Origin of the sequence: Paenibacillus sp. CECT 9249 (genome assembly GCF_918697855.1) — a bacterium.
GTDB lineage: Bacteria > Bacillota > Bacilli > Paenibacillales > Paenibacillaceae > MSJ-34.
This window is the reverse complement of sequence record NZ_CAKKLI010000018.1, coordinates 39,467-58,034: the sequence shown is the minus strand read 5'-3', so window position 1 is coordinate 58,034 and position 18,568 is coordinate 39,467. Positions and strand designations below refer to the sequence as shown.

15 protein-coding genes are annotated in these 18,568 nt (G+C 52.9%); 13 read left to right on the top strand and 2 right to left on the bottom strand.

All coding sequences use genetic code 11. The annotated features are described in order from the left end of the window. Nucleotides 1-23 precede the first annotated feature (23 nt). Nucleotides 24-494, bottom strand: a complete 471-nt coding sequence (locus LQ229_RS14415) for a DUF2621 domain-containing protein (protein WP_216536467.1) — start codon at nucleotides 492-494, stop codon at nucleotides 24-26. A gap of 108 nt (nucleotides 495-602) precedes the next feature. Here LQ229_RS14415 and LQ229_RS14410 point away from each other — a divergent pair, with 108 nt between their 5' ends. From LQ229_RS14410 to tkt, 3 genes are all read left to right on the top strand, one after another. Further along, complete coding sequence (locus tag LQ229_RS14410) at nucleotides 603-1,736, top strand: deoxyribonuclease IV (protein ID WP_216536468.1); 1,134 nt, start codon at nucleotides 603-605, stop codon at nucleotides 1,734-1,736. A 103-nt stretch (nucleotides 1,737-1,839) separates the two neighbouring features. Then, nucleotides 1,840-2,700, top strand: a complete 861-nt coding sequence (gene purU, locus LQ229_RS14405; RefSeq protein ID WP_216536469.1) for a formyltetrahydrofolate deformylase — start codon at nucleotides 1,840-1,842, stop codon at nucleotides 2,698-2,700. Nucleotides 2,701-2,986: 286 nt separating this feature from the next. Further along, nucleotides 2,987-5,005: a transketolase gene (tkt, locus tag LQ229_RS14400; RefSeq protein WP_216536470.1), complete on the top strand. Its 2,019-nt coding sequence runs from the start codon at nucleotides 2,987-2,989 to the stop codon at nucleotides 5,003-5,005. Between the two features lie 105 nt (nucleotides 5,006-5,110). On the opposite strand, the gene LQ229_RS14395 is transcribed toward tkt, so the two are convergent. Then, complete coding sequence (locus LQ229_RS14395) at nucleotides 5,111-6,016, bottom strand: NAD(P)-dependent oxidoreductase (protein ID WP_230192129.1); 906 nt, start codon at nucleotides 6,014-6,016, stop codon at nucleotides 5,111-5,113. A gap of 308 nt (nucleotides 6,017-6,324) precedes the next feature. Between LQ229_RS14395 and LQ229_RS14390 the strand changes: the two genes are divergently transcribed. From LQ229_RS14390 to LQ229_RS14345, 10 genes are all read left to right on the top strand, one after another. Next, complete coding sequence (locus LQ229_RS14390) at nucleotides 6,325-7,680, top strand: glucose-6-phosphate isomerase (RefSeq protein WP_230192109.1); 1,356 nt, start codon at nucleotides 6,325-6,327, stop codon at nucleotides 7,678-7,680. 142 nt (nucleotides 7,681-7,822) lie between these two features. Next, entirely contained in the window at nucleotides 7,823-8,455 is a 633-nt protein-coding gene (locus tag LQ229_RS14385; RefSeq protein WP_230192108.1) for a YigZ family protein, read from the top strand. Nucleotides 8,456-8,459: 4 nt separating this feature from the next. After that, nucleotides 8,460-9,041 (top strand): TetR/AcrR family transcriptional regulator, encoded by a 582-nt coding sequence (locus LQ229_RS14380; protein ID WP_230192107.1) that lies wholly within the window; start codon nucleotides 8,460-8,462, stop codon nucleotides 9,039-9,041. A 113-nt stretch (nucleotides 9,042-9,154) separates the two neighbouring features. Continuing rightward, a complete protein-coding gene (gene solA / locus LQ229_RS14375) occupies nucleotides 9,155-10,297 on the top strand; it encodes an N-methyl-L-tryptophan oxidase (protein ID WP_216536475.1) in 1,143 nt (380 codons plus the stop codon). 295 nt (nucleotides 10,298-10,592) lie between these two features. After that, nucleotides 10,593-11,408, top strand: coding sequence for a sulfate ABC transporter permease subunit CysT (cysT, locus tag LQ229_RS14370; protein ID WP_216536476.1), 816 nt, complete (start codon nucleotides 10,593-10,595; stop codon nucleotides 11,406-11,408). Further along, the gene (locus tag LQ229_RS14365) at nucleotides 11,405-12,202 is read left to right on the top strand and encodes a sulfate ABC transporter permease subunit (RefSeq protein ID WP_216536477.1); all 798 of its coding nucleotides are present in this window, start codon (nucleotides 11,405-11,407) and stop codon (nucleotides 12,200-12,202) included. Before cysT ends, LQ229_RS14365 begins: the two co-directional genes overlap by 4 nt. Before the next feature lies 1 nt (nucleotide 12,203). Beyond that, nucleotides 12,204-13,268: a sulfate ABC transporter ATP-binding protein gene (gene cysA / locus LQ229_RS14360; protein ID WP_216536478.1), complete on the top strand. Its 1,065-nt coding sequence runs from the start codon at nucleotides 12,204-12,206 to the stop codon at nucleotides 13,266-13,268. A 19-nt stretch (nucleotides 13,269-13,287) separates the two neighbouring features. Then, nucleotides 13,288-14,370 carry a sulfate ABC transporter substrate-binding protein gene (locus LQ229_RS14355; protein ID WP_216536479.1) on the top strand — a complete coding sequence of 361 codons (1,083 nt, stop codon included), beginning with the start codon at nucleotides 13,288-13,290 and terminating at the stop codon, nucleotides 14,368-14,370. Between the two features lie 345 nt (nucleotides 14,371-14,715). Continuing rightward, nucleotides 14,716-16,068 carry an extracellular solute-binding protein gene (locus tag LQ229_RS14350; protein ID WP_216536480.1) on the top strand — a complete coding sequence of 451 codons (1,353 nt, stop codon included), beginning with the start codon at nucleotides 14,716-14,718 and terminating at the stop codon, nucleotides 16,066-16,068. A 339-nt stretch (nucleotides 16,069-16,407) separates the two neighbouring features. Continuing rightward, a complete protein-coding gene (locus tag LQ229_RS14345; RefSeq protein ID WP_230192106.1) occupies nucleotides 16,408-18,567 on the top strand; it encodes a PTS sugar transporter subunit IIA in 2,160 nt (719 codons plus the stop codon). Nucleotide 18,568 lies beyond the last annotated feature (1 nt).

The following is an 18,568-nucleotide window of genomic DNA, read 5'->3' as shown; positions in this document are numbered from 1 at the left end:
CGTCCCACCTCACAAACGTTTTCTTATTTGTTAAACAAATGCCGGTAAGGCGTGTAGTCGATCCCGTTTTTCTCCAAAAACTTCACCAAGTTGCGGTAATCCCGTTTCGGCGTCGCCATAATATACCCTTTCACGCATAAATCGCGCGTTACTTCTTTCGCCCCGCTCTCCACGGCAAGCTGGCCGATTTTCGCCGCTATGGAATGCTTCGCGATGTCGCGGAAGGGGGAAGGAACGGGCTGAACCAATTGGTCCAAAAATTGCTTCGATTCATCGGTCCAAAGATGGCGGCTCGTCTCAACCCAATAATTTTGCCAATCGAGCTTTGATTTGCCATCCTGCTTCGGAAGCACTTTGAAAAACTTGCGGAACATAAAAAAACCGCCGATTGCCATGAGTCCGATCAAAACAAACGACCATAAGACGATCATATTCATAAATCCGTTGCTCGGACCGCTTGTCGATAAAAATAAAGAAGCGAAAACAGTATGCATGCAGCGTCACCTCAAATTGTTTTTCCATAAAGAATTATAACGTATTTCTAGATTTATTACGATATTCACGGTAAAATAATGGGATAATCGATAGAAGGGAGTTTTATTATGAAAACGTTGAAAATCGGTTCCCATGTGTCGTTTTCCGACAAGGGATTGGTGACCGCGACGAAAGAAGCAGCATCATACGGCTCAAGCTCTTTTATGATATATACGGGCGCTCCGCAAAATACGCGCCGCAAGCCTATCGAGAATCTATATATTGAAGAAGGCAAAGCTTTAATGAGGGAACACGGATTCGAAGAAATCGTCGTTCACGCCCCTTATATTATCAATCTGGGATCGTACAAGCCGAATACGTTCGAGTTGGCCGTTTCCTTCTTGCAGGAAGAGATTCGCCGTACCCATCACATCGGCGTGAAGAACATCGTCCTTCATCCGGGAGCCTATACCGACAAGGACGCGGAATACGGCATTAACCGGATTGCCGAGGGGCTTAACGAAGTGCTTGGCGGGACGAAAGAGACGGACGTCAATATCGCGCTTGAGACGATGGCGGGCAAAGGGACGGAAATCGGCCGGAGCTTCGAGGAGATCGCTTCGATTATCGACAAAGTCCAAGATAACGGCAGATTGACGGTTTGTATCGATACATGCCATATGCATGACGCCGGATACGATATCGTGAACGACCTGGACGGCGTGCTGGAGGAATTCGACCGGGTCATCGGCTTGGACCGCATTGCCGTCGTGCATATGAATGACAGCAAAAATCCCCAAGGCGCGGGGAAAGACCGGCATGCCCCCGTCGGCGCCGGCTGGATCGGATTTCAAGCGATGAACAATGTCGCCCGTCACGAAGCGCTGCAAGGCCGGCCGTTTATTCTGGAAACGCCTTGGATCGGGAAAGAGGACAAGACGCAAAGACCGATGTACGAAGCGGAAATTGCCCTGCTGCGGGGAGACGCCGCGGAACGATTCGGAGGATCGTTCTTCGACGATGTGGAGCGGCTCCATTTCTTCTTCGAGAAACAGGAGATCGATCCGCGCGAATATGTGCTGTCCACGTGGACGCTGCTTAAGAACGACGCGAAGGCGAAGAAAGCCGATCCGCGCGAGCCGATGGACAGGCTGTACGATATGGTCGCGGAAGCGCGCCTGTTCCCGGACTTGTCCGAAGAAGCGATCAACCATCGGCTTACCGCATGGTTCGGCGGCAAAGAACTGCTCATCAACGCATAGAGAGTCGGGTTCTCGCAACCTTCTCGGTGCTGAAAAGTCGACTTTTGAACACGCACTTATTATATACCAATCGGAATACGGCAATGAAAGAGGTTAGTGGAGAATGAACAAACAAGATCGCGCTAGAATGTTGATTTCCTGCCCGGACCGGGCGGGAATCGTGGCGGCCGTGTCGCAATTTTTGTACGAGCACGGAGCCAATATCGTACAGTCCGACCAATATACGATGGATCCCGAAGGCGGCATGTTTTTCATGCGAATCGAATTCGACCTGGAGCGGTTGCAGGAGCGCCTGCCGGAGTTGGAGCGGCATTTCGCGGAGGCGGCGGACAAGTTCGGCATGCAATGGCGCATCAATCAAGTGAGCAAGAAAAAACGGCTGGCCATTTTCGTCTCCAAGGAAGACCATTGTCTGGTGGAGCTGTTGTGGCAATGGCAGGCGGGAGACTTGGACGCGGAAATCGCCATGGTAGTAAGCAACCATCCCGATATGCGGGAATACGTCGAATCTTTCGGCATACCGTACCATCATATTCCGGTGACTCCTGACAATAAGCCGGAAGCGGAGCGGAAACAGTTGGAAGCGGTGGGAGATCGTGCGGACGTCATCGTTTTGGCGCGATACATGCAAATTATTTCGCCAAGATTCCTGGAGCATTATCCGAATCGGATCATTAATATTCACCATTCGTTCCTGCCTGCGTTCGTGGGCGGCAAACCTTACGCCCAAGCTTACAATCGCGGGGTGAAAATTATCGGCGCCACCGCGCATTATGTGACGGAAGAGCTTGACGGCGGCCCGATTATCGAACAGGACGTGCAGCGCGTTAGCCACCGCGACGATGTGGACGAGCTGAAACGGATCGGACGCACCATCGAGCGCGTCGTGCTTGCCCGGGCCGTCCACTGGCATATCGAGGACCGGATTTTGGTGTATCAGAACAAGACGGTCGTTTTCAACTAGCCGTTCAAGCGATATTCGCAAATAGGATGGTTTAATCCTATTTATATTTTACGAATATGATATACTTTTTCTTCAAGTTAATTGTATAGCATATCGTTATCAACTTTATAGTATGAACGATAACTGCCGCATAGTATGACATTTCTGCGAAAAAGAAATGGATTTCTATGCGGTTTTTATCTTTCTTTATGGAAATGGGATGACGCAAATGATACAATATAATGCAAAGTAACAGTAGTCTTCAAATCAATGAGTATTTCGAAAATGAAATGGAGGAACCATCAACATGTCAGCAAGCAACAAGTCAATTGATCAACTATCCGTCGATACGATACGCACGCTCGCGATCGATGCGATCGAGAAAGCTAAATCCGGCCATCCGGGCATGCCTATGGGTGCCGCTCCGATGGGTTATCAACTGTTTGCGAAAACGATGAACCATAATCCCGATCAACCGGCATGGATTAACCGCGACCGTTTCGTGTTGTCCGCGGGACACGGTTCGATGCTGCTCTATAGCTTGCTTCACCTGAGCGGATACGATTTGCCGATGGAAGAGCTGAAGAACTTCCGCCAATGGGGCAGCTTGACGCCGGGGCATCCGGAGTTCGGACATACGGCGGGCGTCGACGCTACGACCGGTCCGCTTGGACAAGGGATCGCGATGGCGGTAGGTATGGCGATGGCGGAAGCGCAGCTTGGAGCTACTTACAATAAAGATCAATTCAAAGTGGTCGACCATTACACCTATGCGATCTGCGGCGACGGGGATTTAATGGAAGGGATCTCCAGCGAGGCGGCATCGATGGCAGGCCATTTGCAGCTCGGCAAATTGATCGTACTATACGATTCGAACGATATTTCCTTGGACGGCGACTTGAACCTCGCTTTCTCGGAAAATGTGGCGCAACGCTTTGAAGCGTACGGTTGGCAAGTGCTGCGCGTCGAGGACGGCAACGATCTCGCGGCGATCGAAGCGGCAATCGAACAAGCGAAGCAAGAATCCGGCAAGCCGACGTTAATCGAAGTGAAGACGGTGATCGGATACGGAAGCCCGAACAAGGCGGGCAAAGGCGGCCACGCCGGTCCACACGGCTCTCCGCTGGGAACGGAAGAAGCGAAATTGACGAAAGAGGCGTACAATTGGACGTACGAGGAAGATTTCTACGTACCGCAAGAAGTGCGCGATCATTTCGCTGCAGTGAAGCAAAAGGGCATTGCGGCATACAACGCATGGAATGAACAATTCACGGCATACAAAGCATCCTATCCGGAGCTTGCGAAACAATTCGAACAAGCCGTGTCCGCCGAACTGCCGGCAAATTGGGACGCAGACTTGCCGAAATATACGTCTGAGGACAAACCGTTGTCGACGCGCGTCGCTTCCGGCAATGCGCTGAACGGATTGGCCAAGAACGTACCGAGCCTGGTTGGCGGCTCCGCCGACTTGGAAAGCTCGACGATGACGCATTTGAAAGGCTTGCCTGTATTCCATCCGGAAAATTACGCGGGACGCAACATTTATTACGGCGTACGCGAATTCGGCATGGCTGCGGCAATGAACGGCATTATGCTGCATGGCGGCCTGAAAGTATACGGCGGAACGTTCTTCGTATTTACCGATTACTTGCGTCCTGCCGTTCGTCTTGCGGCGCTGATGAATTTGCCGGTCGTATACGTGCTGACGCACGACAGTATCGCTGTCGGCGAAGACGGCCCGACGCATGAGCCGATCGAGCAATTGGCGTCGATCCGCATCATTCCGAATTTGACCGTCATTCGTCCTGCCGACGCGAACGAAACTTCGGCGGCATGGGCTTATTCGCTGCAAAACCGCCGCAATCCGGTGGCGCTCGTCTTAACCCGCCAAAACTTGCCGGTATTGGACAATACGGCGGAAATGGCGCGCGAGGGGGTAACCCGCGGCGCGTATGTCGTATCCGATGCGGCAAACGGCAAGCCTCAAGCGCAAATTATCGCGACAGGATCCGAAGTGCAGCTCGCGGTACAAGCGCAAAAAGCGTTGGCCGAACAAGGCGTGCAAGTGCGCGTAATCAGTATGCCAAGCTGGGATTTGTTCGACGCTCAGCCGAAGGAATACCGCGATTCCGTGCTGCTGCCTGACGTCAAGGCTCGTCTGGCGGTTGAAATGGCCCATCCGTTCGGTTGGGAACGTTATGTCGGCGAACAAGGCGCCGTACTGGGCATCGACAAATTCGGAGCCTCCGCTCCTGGAGACCGCGTCATTCGCGAATATGGATTTACGGTAGAGAACGTCGTCGGCAAAGTGAAGGAACTGCTGTAATAGGACGATCTCAAATGCAAACATCCCGCCCGCCTGCTATAAGAATAGCAGAGCGAAGCGGGATGTTTTTTTACCGCAATCGCGCCTAGTTATGGATCCGGTTGGTCAGTTACCGGTTTTGCCGATGCGGCGGCCGATCCAATCCTCGTAACAGCGCGCGACGGCGCTCAAATCTTCCTCCCCGTAGCCTTGCGTCTGTCCGATCTGGAACATGCTTTTGGCCGCTTCCAGCATCGGGACGGGAACGCTCATTTGATCCGAAAGCCTGGAAGCGAGCTTCATATCTTTCAGCATGAGGTTTAAGGAAAATTGGTTGCTGAAATCATGCTCGATGATTTTGCGCCCTTTCAGTTCGGCCGCCTTGCTGCCCGCCCCGCCGGACATCACCAGATCGAGAAACGCGCTCGTATCGATTCCCGCCTTGGCGGCAATCGAGAAACCTTCGACAAGCGCCACATTGTTAATGCCGACGATGGCGTTATGCGCCAGCTTCGTGATCGCGCCGCTGCCCGATGGCCCCATATAGAGCACTTTGCGCCCCATCGCCAGCAGCAGTTCCTCATGCTGCCGGACCGTCTCTTCTTTTCCTCCCGCCATGAAGACGAGCGTGCCGTCGATGGCCGCAGGCTTGCTGCCCGTTACGGGAGCATCGAGGAAATCGACGCCTCGTTCTGCGAGCGCTTCTGCGATTCTTCCCGCCAACTCCGGCGAAATGGTGCTGCTGTCGATTACCGTTTTCGCCGCGCCGCCGTCGCCGATTCCGGCGCAAACGCCGTTTGCGCCGAAATATACTTCCTCGATCGCACGGTCGTCGCTGATCATGGTGAACAACACGTCGGCTCCTTTCGCCGTTTCGGCAGGGGAGGAGGCGACTTTGGCGCCTTGCGCCGCCAGCCGTTCTGCCTTGTCCGCAGACCGGTTATAAACGGTCACCTCATACCCTTTGGCCAGCAGATTCGCCGCCATTGGGCCTCCCATCGTTCCCAAACCGATAAATCCGATTTTTCTCATCGTCATACCCGCCTCCATCCGTAGGTAACAAACCATATTTTGAAGAGTATATACCTAATATTGTAACATGCTTGCCAGTTGAAATAAAAAATGAAATATGGTATTCTAGAACATAGAACATACGTTCCTTTGGCCCGCTTTGAATTCGCCTTGAAATGGATTCGCCGGGCGCAAGTTCCGCGGCGAACATTTCTTATTCTACCGTGACTCAGCTTGTATTCTGCGGCAATATACAGTATCCTATTTTATATACAGTTTAACGATGCAAAGGGGAAAAGCATCATAAATGACGAGGAGGATGCAGCAACATGAGCAAGAAAATACAGTTCGACTATAGTAAAGCACTGTCTTTTGTGCAGCAGCACGAAATCGATTATTTGACGGAGCCGGTTCGCGTGGCTCACGAACAGTTACATAATAAGACGGGAGCAGGATCCGATTATCTTGGATGGATCGACCTGCCGACGAATTACGATAAGGAAGAATTCGCAAGAATTCAGCAAGCTGCCGGCAAAATCCAATCGGACTCCGAAGTGCTTGTCGTAATCGGTATCGGAGGATCCTATTTGGGCGCCCGGGCGGCGATCGAAATGCTTTCCCATTCCTTCTATAACATGCTTCCGAAGGAACAGCGGAGAACGCCGGAAATTTACTTTGCCGGCAATAACATCAGCTCGACATATGTGAATCATTTGATTCAGTTGATCGGGGATCGGGATTTTTCCGTCAATGTCATTTCCAAATCGGGCACGACGACCGAACCGGCGATCGCTTTCCGCATTTTCCGCGCTTTGCTTGAGAAGAAATACGGGAAAGAAGAGGCGCGCAAACGCATCTACGCGACAACGGACCGCGAGAAAGGGGCCCTCAAGAAGCTTGCCGCAGAAGAAGGATACGAGTCGTTTGTCATTCCGGACGATGTAGGCGGACGTTATTCCGTTCTGACGGCTGTCGGCCTGTTGCCGATCGCTGCGGCGGGTATCGATATTGCGGCAATGATCAACGGCGCGGCCGACGCGGCGAAAGAATTCAGCAATCCGAACTTGGCGGAGAACGCAAGCTACCAATATGCGGCGGTGCGCAATGCGCTGTACCGTAAAGGCAAAACAACGGAAATTCTCGTCAATTACGAACCGGCTTTGCATTTCGTTTCCGAATGGTGGAAACAACTGTACGGAGAAAGCGAAGGAAAAGACCATAAAGGCATCTATCCGGCCTCCGTCGACTTCTCGACCGACTTGCATTCCATGGGACAATTCATCCAGGAAGGTACGCGCAATTTGTTCGAAACAGTCATCCAAGTGGCGGAAGTGCCAAGCCAAATTACGATCGAGAGCGATCCGGACGATTTGGACGGACTCAATTTCTTAACAGGCAAGACGATGGATTTCGTCAACAAAAAAGCGTTTGAAGGAACGATGCTGGCGCATTCGGACGGCGGCGTGCCGAATCTCATCGTGACGATTCCGGATATGACGCCGTATACGTTCGGCTATCTCGTATATTTCTTTGAAAAAGCTTGCGGCATCAGCGGGTATTTGCTTGGCGTCAATCCGTTTGACCAGCCGGGTGTCGAAGCGTATAAGAAAAATATGTTTGCCTTGCTTGGCAAGCCCGGCTACGAGAAGGAAAAAGCGGAACTCGAGTCCCGCTTGTCTCAATAAATCGCAGTTCGCCATGAACTGACAATCTAAGGGCAGTTCGCCGATACCGGATGGTTGGAGTCGGCCGAACTGCTTTCTTGAAATCATAGCTGTACATGGGAAATTTATCATCTAGCAGCAATAAACCAGAGGATTGATGCGGATGCTGGAACGCTTTAAAACAGTCAGACAGTTCGGCTACAAGGAAATCGTCATTAGAAAATCGCGCTTTATCGGTTATGCCAAACCGGTACAGACCGAAGAAGAAGCGATCCAATTCATTGACGAAATCAAGAAACAGCATTGGAACGCCACGCATAATTGCTCCGCCTATATGATCGGCGAACGGGACGAGATCCAGAAGCAATCCGACGATGGCGAACCGAGCGGCACGGCGGGCAAACCGATACTGGAAGTCATCAAAAATCAAAACTTGAAAAATACGGCGATCGTCGTCACCCGTTATTTCGGCGGAATATTGCTCGGAGCGGGCGGGCTGATTCGCGCATATACGGACGGCGCAGTAGCCGCCATCGAAGCGGCCGAAACGATCGTCAACGTATTGCATACGCAAATTTACGTCGAAATCGACTATACGTGGCTGGGGAAGCTGGAGAATGAATTGCGCAATCGCAACATACGCATGGGCGAAACGCAATTTACGGATAAAGTTATCTTGACCTGCTTGCCCGTAGCGGCGGAGGCCGATCGCTTTACGGCGTGGATAACCGATTTGACGCAAGGTCAAGGCGTTATTACGCGAGGGGATCAGGTTTATTTTATCGAAGGAGAATAATGGTATGGCAAGAAGAGCGGTAGAACAGGAGTTGACGCGTGAACGAATATTAGCAGTCGCTAGGCATTTATTTGTTACGAAAGGTTATCGAGCTATCTCGATGCGCAGTATCGGCCAGCAGTTGGGGTATAGCCACGGTTCCTTGTATTACCATTTTAAGGAAAAGGCTGAATTGTTTTATGCTCTCGTTGTGGAGGATTTCAACGAGCTTTGTTTATTAATCGAGCGCGTCAGCGGCCAGGCGCCGGGAGAGGGCGTTTCCAAGCTCGAATACGTAATGTTGGAATTTATTCGATTCGGGCTGGATAATCCGCATCATTACGAAATTATGTTTTTGACGCGCGATGAGGAAATGTTGGCTTATTGCCGGACGGAACAAGCGCGATGCTTGGAATTGTTCGCCGCCATTGTGCGCCAAAGCTTATCCGGGAAAGAACTTACGGATAAAGCGAGACAGAATCTTCCGTTAAGCCTGTTCTTAGCGGTGCACGGTTTCATATCCTATTATATCCAAGATCAGGTATCCTTCGATGAAATTAAACCGGCAGCTCTTGCCCACGTAAAATTTTTGGCCTGCAGTTTTTAGCGCGACGTCAACCGTTCCAACGGTTGGCGTTATTTTGTTTGCGTTGACAGATCTAAGCCGATATGGTCTAATTTGGACGAATTCATTATCGGAAGCGAAAGCGGGGAGTTCAGGTGAAAACGGATTATGACGTCATTATTGTAGGCGCGGGCAGTTTCGGGATGAGCGCCGGATATTATTTGGCAAAATCGGGGGCGAGCGTGCTGCTGATCGACGCCCACGACCCGCCGCATCATAACGGAAGCCACCATGGGGAAACCCGCATCTTTCGGACGGCGTACACGATGGGGGCGCCCTACGTTGCCTTGGCGCTTCGCTCCGGACGGCTATGGAGCGAGTTGGCCGAGGCGGTTCGCGAGAGCGCAACGCTGGCGGAACATAGCGAAATTTTTCGCCAAACGGGCGTTCTAAGCATAGGTCCGGCAGGCTCCCGTTTTCTTCGCTCCAAACGGGAAAGCTGCGAAGCGTTCGGCATCCCTTATGAATACATAAGCGCCCGCGATTTGACGGCAAGATGGCCGGGGTTCTCCGTGCCGGAACGAATGGAAGGGCTTTACGAGCCGAATAGCGGCATTTTGTTCAGCGAGCGGATTATTCGCGCATATCGGATGTTGGCCCAGAAATACGGGGCGGAATTGTTAATTCATACGCGAACGTTACGAATCGAACAGGGAAAGCGCGGGAATGAGGTTTATACCGAAAATGGCGCCTATTGTGCGAACAACGTACTTGTCGCGGCCGGCGCATGGTCGGCGGAGGTAGTGCCGGAATTGCTTGGCCGGATTCAGCCTGTGCGCAAACCGATCGGCTGGTTCAAGGCCCCGGCGCATCGATACGGCGATGGAACGTTTCCGGCGTTCGTCGTCAACAAGGGCGGCGATGAAGAATATTACGGCATTCCCGATCTGGACGGTTCCGGTTTGAAAGTCGGCAGGCATGACGGGGGCGATATTCTCGCTCCCGGCCGGCCGATCCCGCCGTTCGGCGCCTATCGGCAAGACGAAGAACATCTCGCCGCTTTTGTGAGGGACTTTTTGCCGGAAGCCGGCGGGTTGCTGCAAGGGAGCGTCTGTCTGTACGAGAACGCGCCGGGCGAACGGTTCATGTTAGGCCCCCTTCCCGGCCGTCCCGGCGTTTGGTTTGCGGGCGGAGGGTCGGGACACGGCTTCAAGTTCAGCAGCGGCATCGGCCAAACGATAGGCGAATGGTTGACGACAGGACAAAGCCTCACGGATGTCTCCGCATTTCGCATTTAAAATCTTCATAAAGCGTGAAAGGCCCGTTCCGGCGATTATGCCGGGGCGGGCGTTTTGCTTCGAAAAACTTATCGCGCTTCCCCTATTAGGCACTCACACATCATAAGCAAAATGAATATTCTGCATTAGAAAATTTGATAAAACGAAATTCCTTTTAACCGCAAAATAGAAAGCCTTGATAGAGGTTTTCTCAAAATAAGGAATTGACGCGAGAAGTCATATTCTGGTAAAGTTATAATACCAAGTAATCGAATAGGAATTATGGGTAAGTGAAGGCTTGGGGAGGAGAAGTACGTTGGATACGATATTGCGGCATAAAGGATGGACTTGGGGGTTCCGCAGCACCATCATGCTTTATTTTTTACTATTGATCATACTGCCGATTGTCGGCGTATACACCCATTCTTTCGCATCCGGATGGGGGAAGTTTGTAGAAAGCGTGACCGAACCGCTGGCATGGAAGGCGGTGCTGCTGACGCTGAAACTGTCGCTTATCGCGACCGCGATCCATATCGTCATCGGAACGATGATCGCCTGGGTGTTGACCCGTTACCGCTTCTGGGGCAGAACGCTGTTGAACAGCCTGGTCGATCTTCCGTTCGCCTTGCCGACGGCTGTCGGCGGGCTCATGATCCTGCTCTTGCTCGGCCCGAACAGCCCGGTCGGCCAATGGGCCGAACGTCTCGGATTTGAAATTGTGTTCCACGAACCGGCGATTGTGATCGCGATGCTATTTGTTACGTTTCCGTTCGTCATTCGCGCGGTGCAGCCGCTGTTGGAGGAAATCGACAAATCGGAAGAGGAAGCCGCCTATATGCTTGGCGCTACCAGACGAAGAACCTTCCTGAAGGTCATTTTTCCTTCCCTGCTTCCGGGCGTATTAAGCGGCGCGATGTTGGCTTTTTCGCGGGCAATCGCGGAATTCGGCGCCGTCGTGCTCGTAGCCGGCAATATTCCGGGAAAGACGCTCATCGCGTCGGTATACATTTTCGGCGAAGTGGAGAGCGATAATCCGGTCGGCGCTGCGGCGGTATCGATCATTTTACTGACATTGTCGTTTGCCGTTTTATGGCTTATTCATTTCGTGCAAACACGGAGATTGAACAAATGAAAAAAGCGCTTATTCTTCTCACCTATTTCATATTCGCGGTCGTGCTGATCATTCCGCTTGCCAAAATTTTTACGGGATCGTGGGAGCAGGGCTTAAGCGGATTCGTCGAGGCGCTGACCCGCCCGCAGGCGCAGCATGCTTTGATGATGACGGGGTTGATCGTAATCGTCGTTACACTGTTGAATACGCTGTTCGGCGTTATGCTTGCCGTCTATCTGGTCCGCGGAACATGGATCGGAAGAAGGGTCAAACAACTGTTAAACAGTATTGTCGATCTGCCTTTTGCCGTCTCCCCGGTTATTGGTGGATTCATGATCGTGCTCCTTCTGGGGCCCAATACGGTGATCGGCGCCTTCTTCGAATCGATCGGCTTGAAAATCGTGTTTGCCTTCCCCGGCATGGTGCTCGCTACTCTGTTCGTCACGTTTCCGCTGATGGTGCGCGAGGTGATGCCCGTACTGCAGGAAATCGGCTCGGGCCAGGAAGAGGCGGCCTCGACGCTGGGCGCGTACGGGTGGACGACGTTTTGGAAAGTAACTTGGCCTTCGATCCGTTGGGGCGTCATTTACGGCGTCGTATTGACGGTAGCCCGTTCGTTGGGAGAGTTCGGCGCGGTGCTTGTCGTATCCGGCAACATTATGAATAAAACGCAAACGGCGACAACGCTCGTCTATCAAGATGTGGAAAATTTCAATGTGACCGCGGCGAACGGCGTCGCTTTCGTGCTTGCCGCTTTTTCGATCGGCTTGCTGCTCATTATGGAATGGACGAAAAAAAGAAAAGGAGTGCATTGAAATGCATATTGAAGTGAGCCATTTAAACAAAACGTTCGGGCAGTTCCAGGCGGTGCGCGACGTCAGTTTCTCAATCGAAAAGGGCCATCTGATCGGCCTGCTCGGTCCGAGCGGAGGCGGGAAAACATCCATTTTGCGTATTTTGGCCGGTCTCGAAACGCCGGATTCGGGGGAGATCGTGTTTCACGGGAAAAAGGTGAACGATTTGCCGCCACAGGAACGCGGAATCGGGTTCGTTTTTCAAAACTACGCTTTATTCAAACATATGTCGGTGTTCGATAATATCGCGTTCGGGTTGAAGATCAAAAAGATGCCGAAGGACCAAATTCGGGCGCGGGTGGCGGAACTGGTAGAGCTCACGGGGTTAAAAGGGTTCGAGCACCGGTATCCGCATCAATTGTCGGGCGGGCAGCGGCAGCGGGTTGCGTTTGCGCGGGCGTTGGCGCCGGAGCCGCAGCTGCTGTTGCTCGACGAGCCGTTTGCGGCGATCGACGCCAAGATCCGGCAGGAGTTACGCGTATGGCTGCGGAATTTGATCGAGCGGGTCGGGATTACTTCGATTTTCGTTACGCATGACCAGGACGAGGCGATTGAAGTGGCGGACGAAATAATGATCATCAATCAAGGGAAAGTCGAGCAGAAGGGGACGCCGTGGGATATATATAAAAACCCGCAGACGCCGTTCGTAGCGAGCTTTATCGGCGAATCGACGATCGTGGAGCAAATCTCCGAACTGAAAGGCTTCGAGGAAGCGAAGATTTGGCCGCACACGAAGGCGCTCATTCGCCCTGAATATATTGAAATCGGGAGACGGCATGAATTCAGCCTTTTGTCGGCAACGGAACGGGGAAGAATTAAGCAGATTCATTTTCGCGGCAGCGAGTGGATGGTGGAGGTAGAGGTCGGCAGCCATACGCTCATCACGTACCGTTCGCTTGAGCTTGACGTGCTGCAGCCGGGAGAAGAGGTATACGTGCTCGTGCATCGGGCGTATTTGTTCAACGATAACGACAGTTGGATTATGGAAAACAAGCTGAAAGAGGACCCGATGCCGATTCATATCTAGATGGAAGAGAGGAAGCGCAATGTTTGGCAGGTATCATCGTCCGTTTCACACAGCAGCGTTTGCTATCGTATGGCTCCTCCTCGCAGGCATCATTGCCGCGGCCTGCGGCGGCCCTTCGCAATCTCCCGAGCCTGCGGCGGCGTCCGGAGAGGAGAAGTCCGGCGGCGGGGTAACGCTCGTCATCGGCGCCTACAGCGTCGTCAAGGACGCGATGGGCGAAATATTGCCGAAATTCGCGGCGCATTGGTACGAGAAAACGGGGCAACGCGTCACATTCCAGGAATCGTATGAGGCTTCCGGGACGCAAGCGCGAGCGATCGTCGGCGGTTTCGAAGCGGATGTGGCAATGCTGGCGATGGAAGGGGACATCGACAAAATCGTGAAGGCGGGTCTCATTACCCGCGATTGGAAAAACGGACCTTATCGGGGCATGATCACGGAGTCGATCGTCGTCATGGGAACGAGACCGGGCAATCCGCACGGTATCCGGGATTGGGAGGACGCGATGCGCCCGGGCGTGAAGGTGCTGTACCCGAATCCGAAGACGTCGGGCGGAGCGCAATGGGATATTAATGCGATATACGGCGCGGGCCTAAAGCGGTCGGAGGAATTGGGGGGGGCGCAGGATCCGGCCTATGCCAAGCGATTTCTAAGCCGAATGCATGACAATATCGAATCGCTCGACAAAAGCGGGCGCGCTTCGATGGCGGCGTTCGAGTATGGCGTGGGCGATGTCATCGTCACGTATGAAAACGAGCTGTTGGCGCGCATCAACAAGGGAGTCGATTATGAAGTTGTCGTGCCGAAGGATACGATACGGATCGAGAATCCGGCGGCGGTCATCGACGTCAACGCGGACCGTCACGGTACGCGCGAGGTGGCTGAAGCGTTCATCGAGTATTTGTCTCAACCGGAGGCGCAGCGCGTGTTCGCGGACGAAGGATTCCGTCCGGTCGCGCCTGAAGTATACGCGGAAGTGAAAGACCGTTATCCGCACCCGGCGGGCTTGTTCGATATCGAATATCTCGGCGGCTGGGACGCCGTACGCGAAACGCTTTATTCCAGGCGGGGCGTATGGTATCAAGTGCTGGCCGGTCTGTGAAAATAGCCGCTGTCAGGGGCAGAACAACCGTATGGGGAGTTCTGGCTCTTTTTTTTGATGCCAGGCTTCAATAATCACTAAAATTAAAACGTTTATATTTAATTAAAAAGAAATAGTTCCAAGTAACATCGTTTGGAGGAAGGCGGTGAACAAGAAAGAAAGGACTAGGAATTCAATGAATTATAGTGATTGACAACGCATGCAATGTTAATATATAAAGGAAATAGATAACAGGAAAAACATGGGCTCGATCGGCCTGAAAGTTAAAACGTTTTAATTTTATGAGTACAGGTTTCGATCTTGCAGCGCAAATTGACCGTAAAAATCCAGTTTGGAGGAGAAAAAATGCGAAGGATGCGAAGGTATGCAGCCGCATGGATCGGCGCGCTGGCAATTTTATTGCTGGCAAGCGGCTGTCTGGGGGAGAAATCGGCGTTGCCCGGGATGCCGAAGGACGGAGCGGGAACGCTTAAAGTGATGTACGGCAACGAACAGACGTTTCGATTGCTTTACGGGGATTATTTTCAGTCGAAATATCCGAACGTCGAAATTGAGATTGTCGATACGAAACCTTTGCGGGAAAATACGGAAACGGAACAGGAGCCGGCCGAGCATTTGTTGAAACTGATCGAGAAGGAAAAGCCCGATCTTATATTGCTGGATAAGAGCCAAGTGTCCGTATTGGCCGAGAAGGGCAAATTGATGCAATTGGATGCCGTCATGCAACAGGAGAACTTCGACACAAGCGGCATACCGGGTCAATTCATGGACTATTTCCGCCAAATCGGAGACGGTAGCATCTACGCAATCTCGCCAACCTATACTACGCAAGCCATTTATTACAATGCCGGGCTGTTCGCCGAGCACGGCATCGAACCGCCCCGCAATCAAATGACATGGGACGAAATCGCGGCTCTCGCATCCCGGTTCGGCGCGCTCAGTACCGAAGAACAACCGCTATACGGCCTAAGCTCGCTTTTTCCTAATTCGCTGGAAATGGTATTGAATATCGCCCAGACCTTACAGATCGGCATACTGGACAGCCGCGGCGAGAAGATGCAGTTCGAAACGGAAGGATGGAACCAGGCATTCGGGCAAGTGGCGGAATTGATCAAAAATAACGGACTGTACGCTCCGGAGGAACCGGTTTTTTCTATCGCAACGAATGAGACGCCTTTTGCGATGGGGCAGTCAGCGATGACGATCAGATACGTTACGCAATCCGAACATCTGACGGGCGATTCGAAGTTCGAAGTAGGTCTCGTCACGATGCCGGTCAATCCGGCAAGTCCGGAGACGTCTCCGTTTATTTTTTTCAACGACTTGTTCGCCATCAATCAAGATTCCGAGAATAAACGTCTCGCGTGGGAATTGCTCCATTATATGTGCAGTCCCGAAATGGCCGATTTTTTGACATCCGGTCTTATGCTTAATCTGCCGATACGCAATGAAAGAGTGGAAACGATCGGCGGCTTGAGCGCGGAGCCCTTCACTTTGCTGAAGCCGTCTTTAAACGGAGGCACGGGATGGGACGTGGTCGACCGCGAACCTTTCTCCCAGGAGTTTCGTAACGAAGTCTTTATGGCGATGGAGAATGCGCTGAATGATATGGCGTATAACGACGTGCCGGTTAACGACGCGCTTGCCGCCATGCAGCAAGATTTGCAAGCCAAACTGGATCTGGAGAAACGAAAATAAATGGATGGAATTTCCGTAGTGCGGTCCGCAATGATCAATAGTATATAGACGTTTGCCAATATCGTCGATCCCGAAACGGCCAGTCCGGGGAGCGGCGATTTTTTTTTCCGTTTCCGAAGGTAATTTATGGACTGCCTGCAGCCGTTTTGTGCCGGGATGATAACGTTTTCGTGAAATAGTGTCATATTGCCGCATTTGCCGCGGAAGAGAACACAAGTTTACTCCATTGAATCGGCAAGGTTCGTGCCGCTACAATATAGGTAAGCAAGGAACCATTGCCCAGCAGTCTTTAGACAACGAGCGTTCCCGAAGACGAGCATTCACGAGAAAAGGACGGAGATGGCGATGCTTAGTATGCGCGAATATTTGATGCTTCAGAAATTGCAGGAAAGCCGGCGCCCGCTGACGGTTTCTTTCCTTGCCAGCTCGTTCAAGGTGAACGAGCGAACGATCCGCAACGATCTGCAAGGATTGGACGCATGGTGCAGGAAGCAAGGGATGCGGCTGTGCCGCAAACCGAATGTTGGCGTTTGGCTCGAAACGAAGGGCCGCGGAATCCCGTCCGAACCGCCGCTTTCGCCGCCGGCTTTCCGCCGTCAAATCGCCTACAGCCCCGACGACCGCCATAAACTGATGGCACTCGAATTGCTGTTTCGCAATGAAGCGGTTCTGGTCAAAGAATTCGAGCTTATGCTGGGTATCAGCAAATCGACGGCGCTGCGCGATCTGGACGCTTTGGAGCGGGCGTGGACGAATACGCCGCTTCGGCTCGTCAAACGGCCCAATTTCGGCGTGTTGGCGGTAGGGGAAGAGAGGGCGATCCGCAATGCGTTATTCCAATTGCTGACGGATGAACCCTTGATGAAAATGCCGGCCGCGCAAAAATACATTGACGAAATTTACCGTTGCCTGAAAGCGGACGGCGAACAGCCCGGCGGAACGGAAACGGGGCGGGAACGAACGATTGGCGTATTGCTCGGTTTGCGCAAGGAGTTGAAACGGCACGGCATGCGTCTCACCGACGAAGCATTAGCCGCCTATGCGCTCCATATGGCGATCGCCGCATACCGGATTCCGCTTGGGGGGCGAATCTCGCTGTCCGATCGGCAGAAGGAACGCATCCGCCGCCAAAATTTCCATCCTTGGCTCGTCTCGCTGCTCGCTCATATGCTGCCGTCTCAAGCGCTGCCTTGGCCCGAGGAAGAAGTGCTGAATATGGCCGTCCATTTGGCGGCATCCAGCATGATCGAATGGTTGGACGGCTTCCAGCCTCTATCGGAAGGGGAAGCTTCCATGCTGGCAACCGCGGTGCGCAATATGGTCGAAATCGCGGAGCGGTTTCTCGGCTTGTCCTTTGAAGGGGACCGCGAGCTGTATCGGGGGCTGGCCAATCATGTGGCGCCGATGATTCAGCGCCTGCGCTATGGGATCGCGCAATTGGCCGTTTCCCCGGCGGAGATGGATATCAAGCAAGCTTACCCGTGGATTTTCTACGCGGCCCGGTCCGGGACCAAGGCGGTGGAAGAATTGTTCGACATTACCGTTCCCGATTACGAAGCGGCCCATCTTGCCCTTTACATTGGAGCGGCGGTGGAGCGCAAAAAAGGAAGCGTTTCCTCCGGAAGCGTGCGGGCCGTCATCGTTTGCGGGACCGGAATGGGCACTTCGCAAATGCTGGAAGTCCGGTTAATGCAGGAATTTCCGGAAATTCACGTTCGAGCGACCTGTTCCGTCTTTGCCGTACGGGAATGGCTTGACGGGCAAACCGATTTATTTCTTGCAACGGTGCCGTTTCAGCTCGACGGAGCGGCGGTCATTGAATGCAGCCCGTTTCTCGATTCGAAAGACGTTCTGGCGATTCGCGCTTGGCTGGCCGACGGGAGCGCCTCGTTCGCCGGCTTGAGAGAAAGGCTGACGGGGGAAGTCGTTGCGGCGGCGGCCCGCTTGGGAATGCATCATCCCCAGTTTGCGAAGGAGGTGAGCAGGACAATCGCATCCTATTTTGCCCATAGCGAAAAAACGATGACACAATTTTGGAAAAGGAGCGATCAAGGAAAAATGCTGGCCGATTTATTAACGGAACAAACCGTAGTTTGCCGTCCCGATTGTACTTCTTGGGAAGATGCGGTAATGAAGGCGGGAGAGCTGATGGAAAGTACCGGCGCCGTGGAGGCGGAATATACCCACGCGATGATGAACGGGTTGCGCAAGCACGGGCCTTATATGGTCGTAGCGCCCGGCGTCGCTTTGTTGCATGCAAGGCCGCAAGACGGGGTCAACGAAGTGGGCATGAGCCTGCAGATCGTTCCCGACGGCGTGGCGTTCGGGCATCCGAGCAGAGATCCGGTCCGGTTGGTCTTCGCTTTCGGAACGACGGATCCGCAATCGCATTTGCAAGCTTTATCCCGTTTAATGTCGCTATTTAACGACGAGGAGCGGCTATCCGCTCTCATGAAGGCGTCGTCAACGAATGAAGCGCTCGCTTTGTTGCATGACTGAC

What these genes read in the sequence shown, in the direction of transcription:
- LQ229_RS14355 (WP_216536479.1), top strand. Translation starts at nt 13,288, where the DNA reads ATGTTTGGCAGGTATCATCGTCCGTTTCACACAGCAGCGTTTGCTATC.
- LQ229_RS14390 (WP_230192109.1), top strand. Translation starts at nt 6,325, where the DNA reads ATGAGCAAGAAAATACAGTTCGACTATAGTAAAGCACTGTCTTTTGTG.
- LQ229_RS14410 (WP_216536468.1), top strand. Translation starts at nt 603, where the DNA reads ATGAAAACGTTGAAAATCGGTTCCCATGTGTCGTTTTCCGACAAGGGA.
- purU (WP_216536469.1), top strand. Translation starts at nt 1,840, where the DNA reads ATGAACAAACAAGATCGCGCTAGAATGTTGATTTCCTGCCCGGACCGG.
- cysA (WP_216536478.1), top strand. Translation starts at nt 12,204, where the DNA reads ATGCATATTGAAGTGAGCCATTTAAACAAAACGTTCGGGCAGTTCCAG.
- LQ229_RS14365 (WP_216536477.1), top strand. Translation starts at nt 11,405, where the DNA reads ATGAAAAAAGCGCTTATTCTTCTCACCTATTTCATATTCGCGGTCGTG.
- LQ229_RS14415 (WP_216536467.1), bottom strand. Translation starts at nt 494, where the DNA reads ATGCATACTGTTTTCGCTTCTTTATTTTTATCGACAAGCGGTCCGAGC.
- tkt (WP_216536470.1), top strand. Translation starts at nt 2,987, where the DNA reads ATGTCAGCAAGCAACAAGTCAATTGATCAACTATCCGTCGATACGATA.
- LQ229_RS14345 (WP_230192106.1), top strand. Translation starts at nt 16,408, where the DNA reads ATGGCGATGCTTAGTATGCGCGAATATTTGATGCTTCAGAAATTGCAG.
- LQ229_RS14395 (WP_230192129.1), bottom strand. Translation starts at nt 6,016, where the DNA reads ATGAGAAAAATCGGATTTATCGGTTTGGGAACGATGGGAGGCCCAATG.
- LQ229_RS14380 (WP_230192107.1), top strand. Translation starts at nt 8,460, where the DNA reads ATGGCAAGAAGAGCGGTAGAACAGGAGTTGACGCGTGAACGAATATTA.
- LQ229_RS14385 (WP_230192108.1), top strand. Translation starts at nt 7,823, where the DNA reads ATGCTGGAACGCTTTAAAACAGTCAGACAGTTCGGCTACAAGGAAATC.
- LQ229_RS14350 (WP_216536480.1), top strand. Translation starts at nt 14,716, where the DNA reads ATGCGAAGGATGCGAAGGTATGCAGCCGCATGGATCGGCGCGCTGGCA.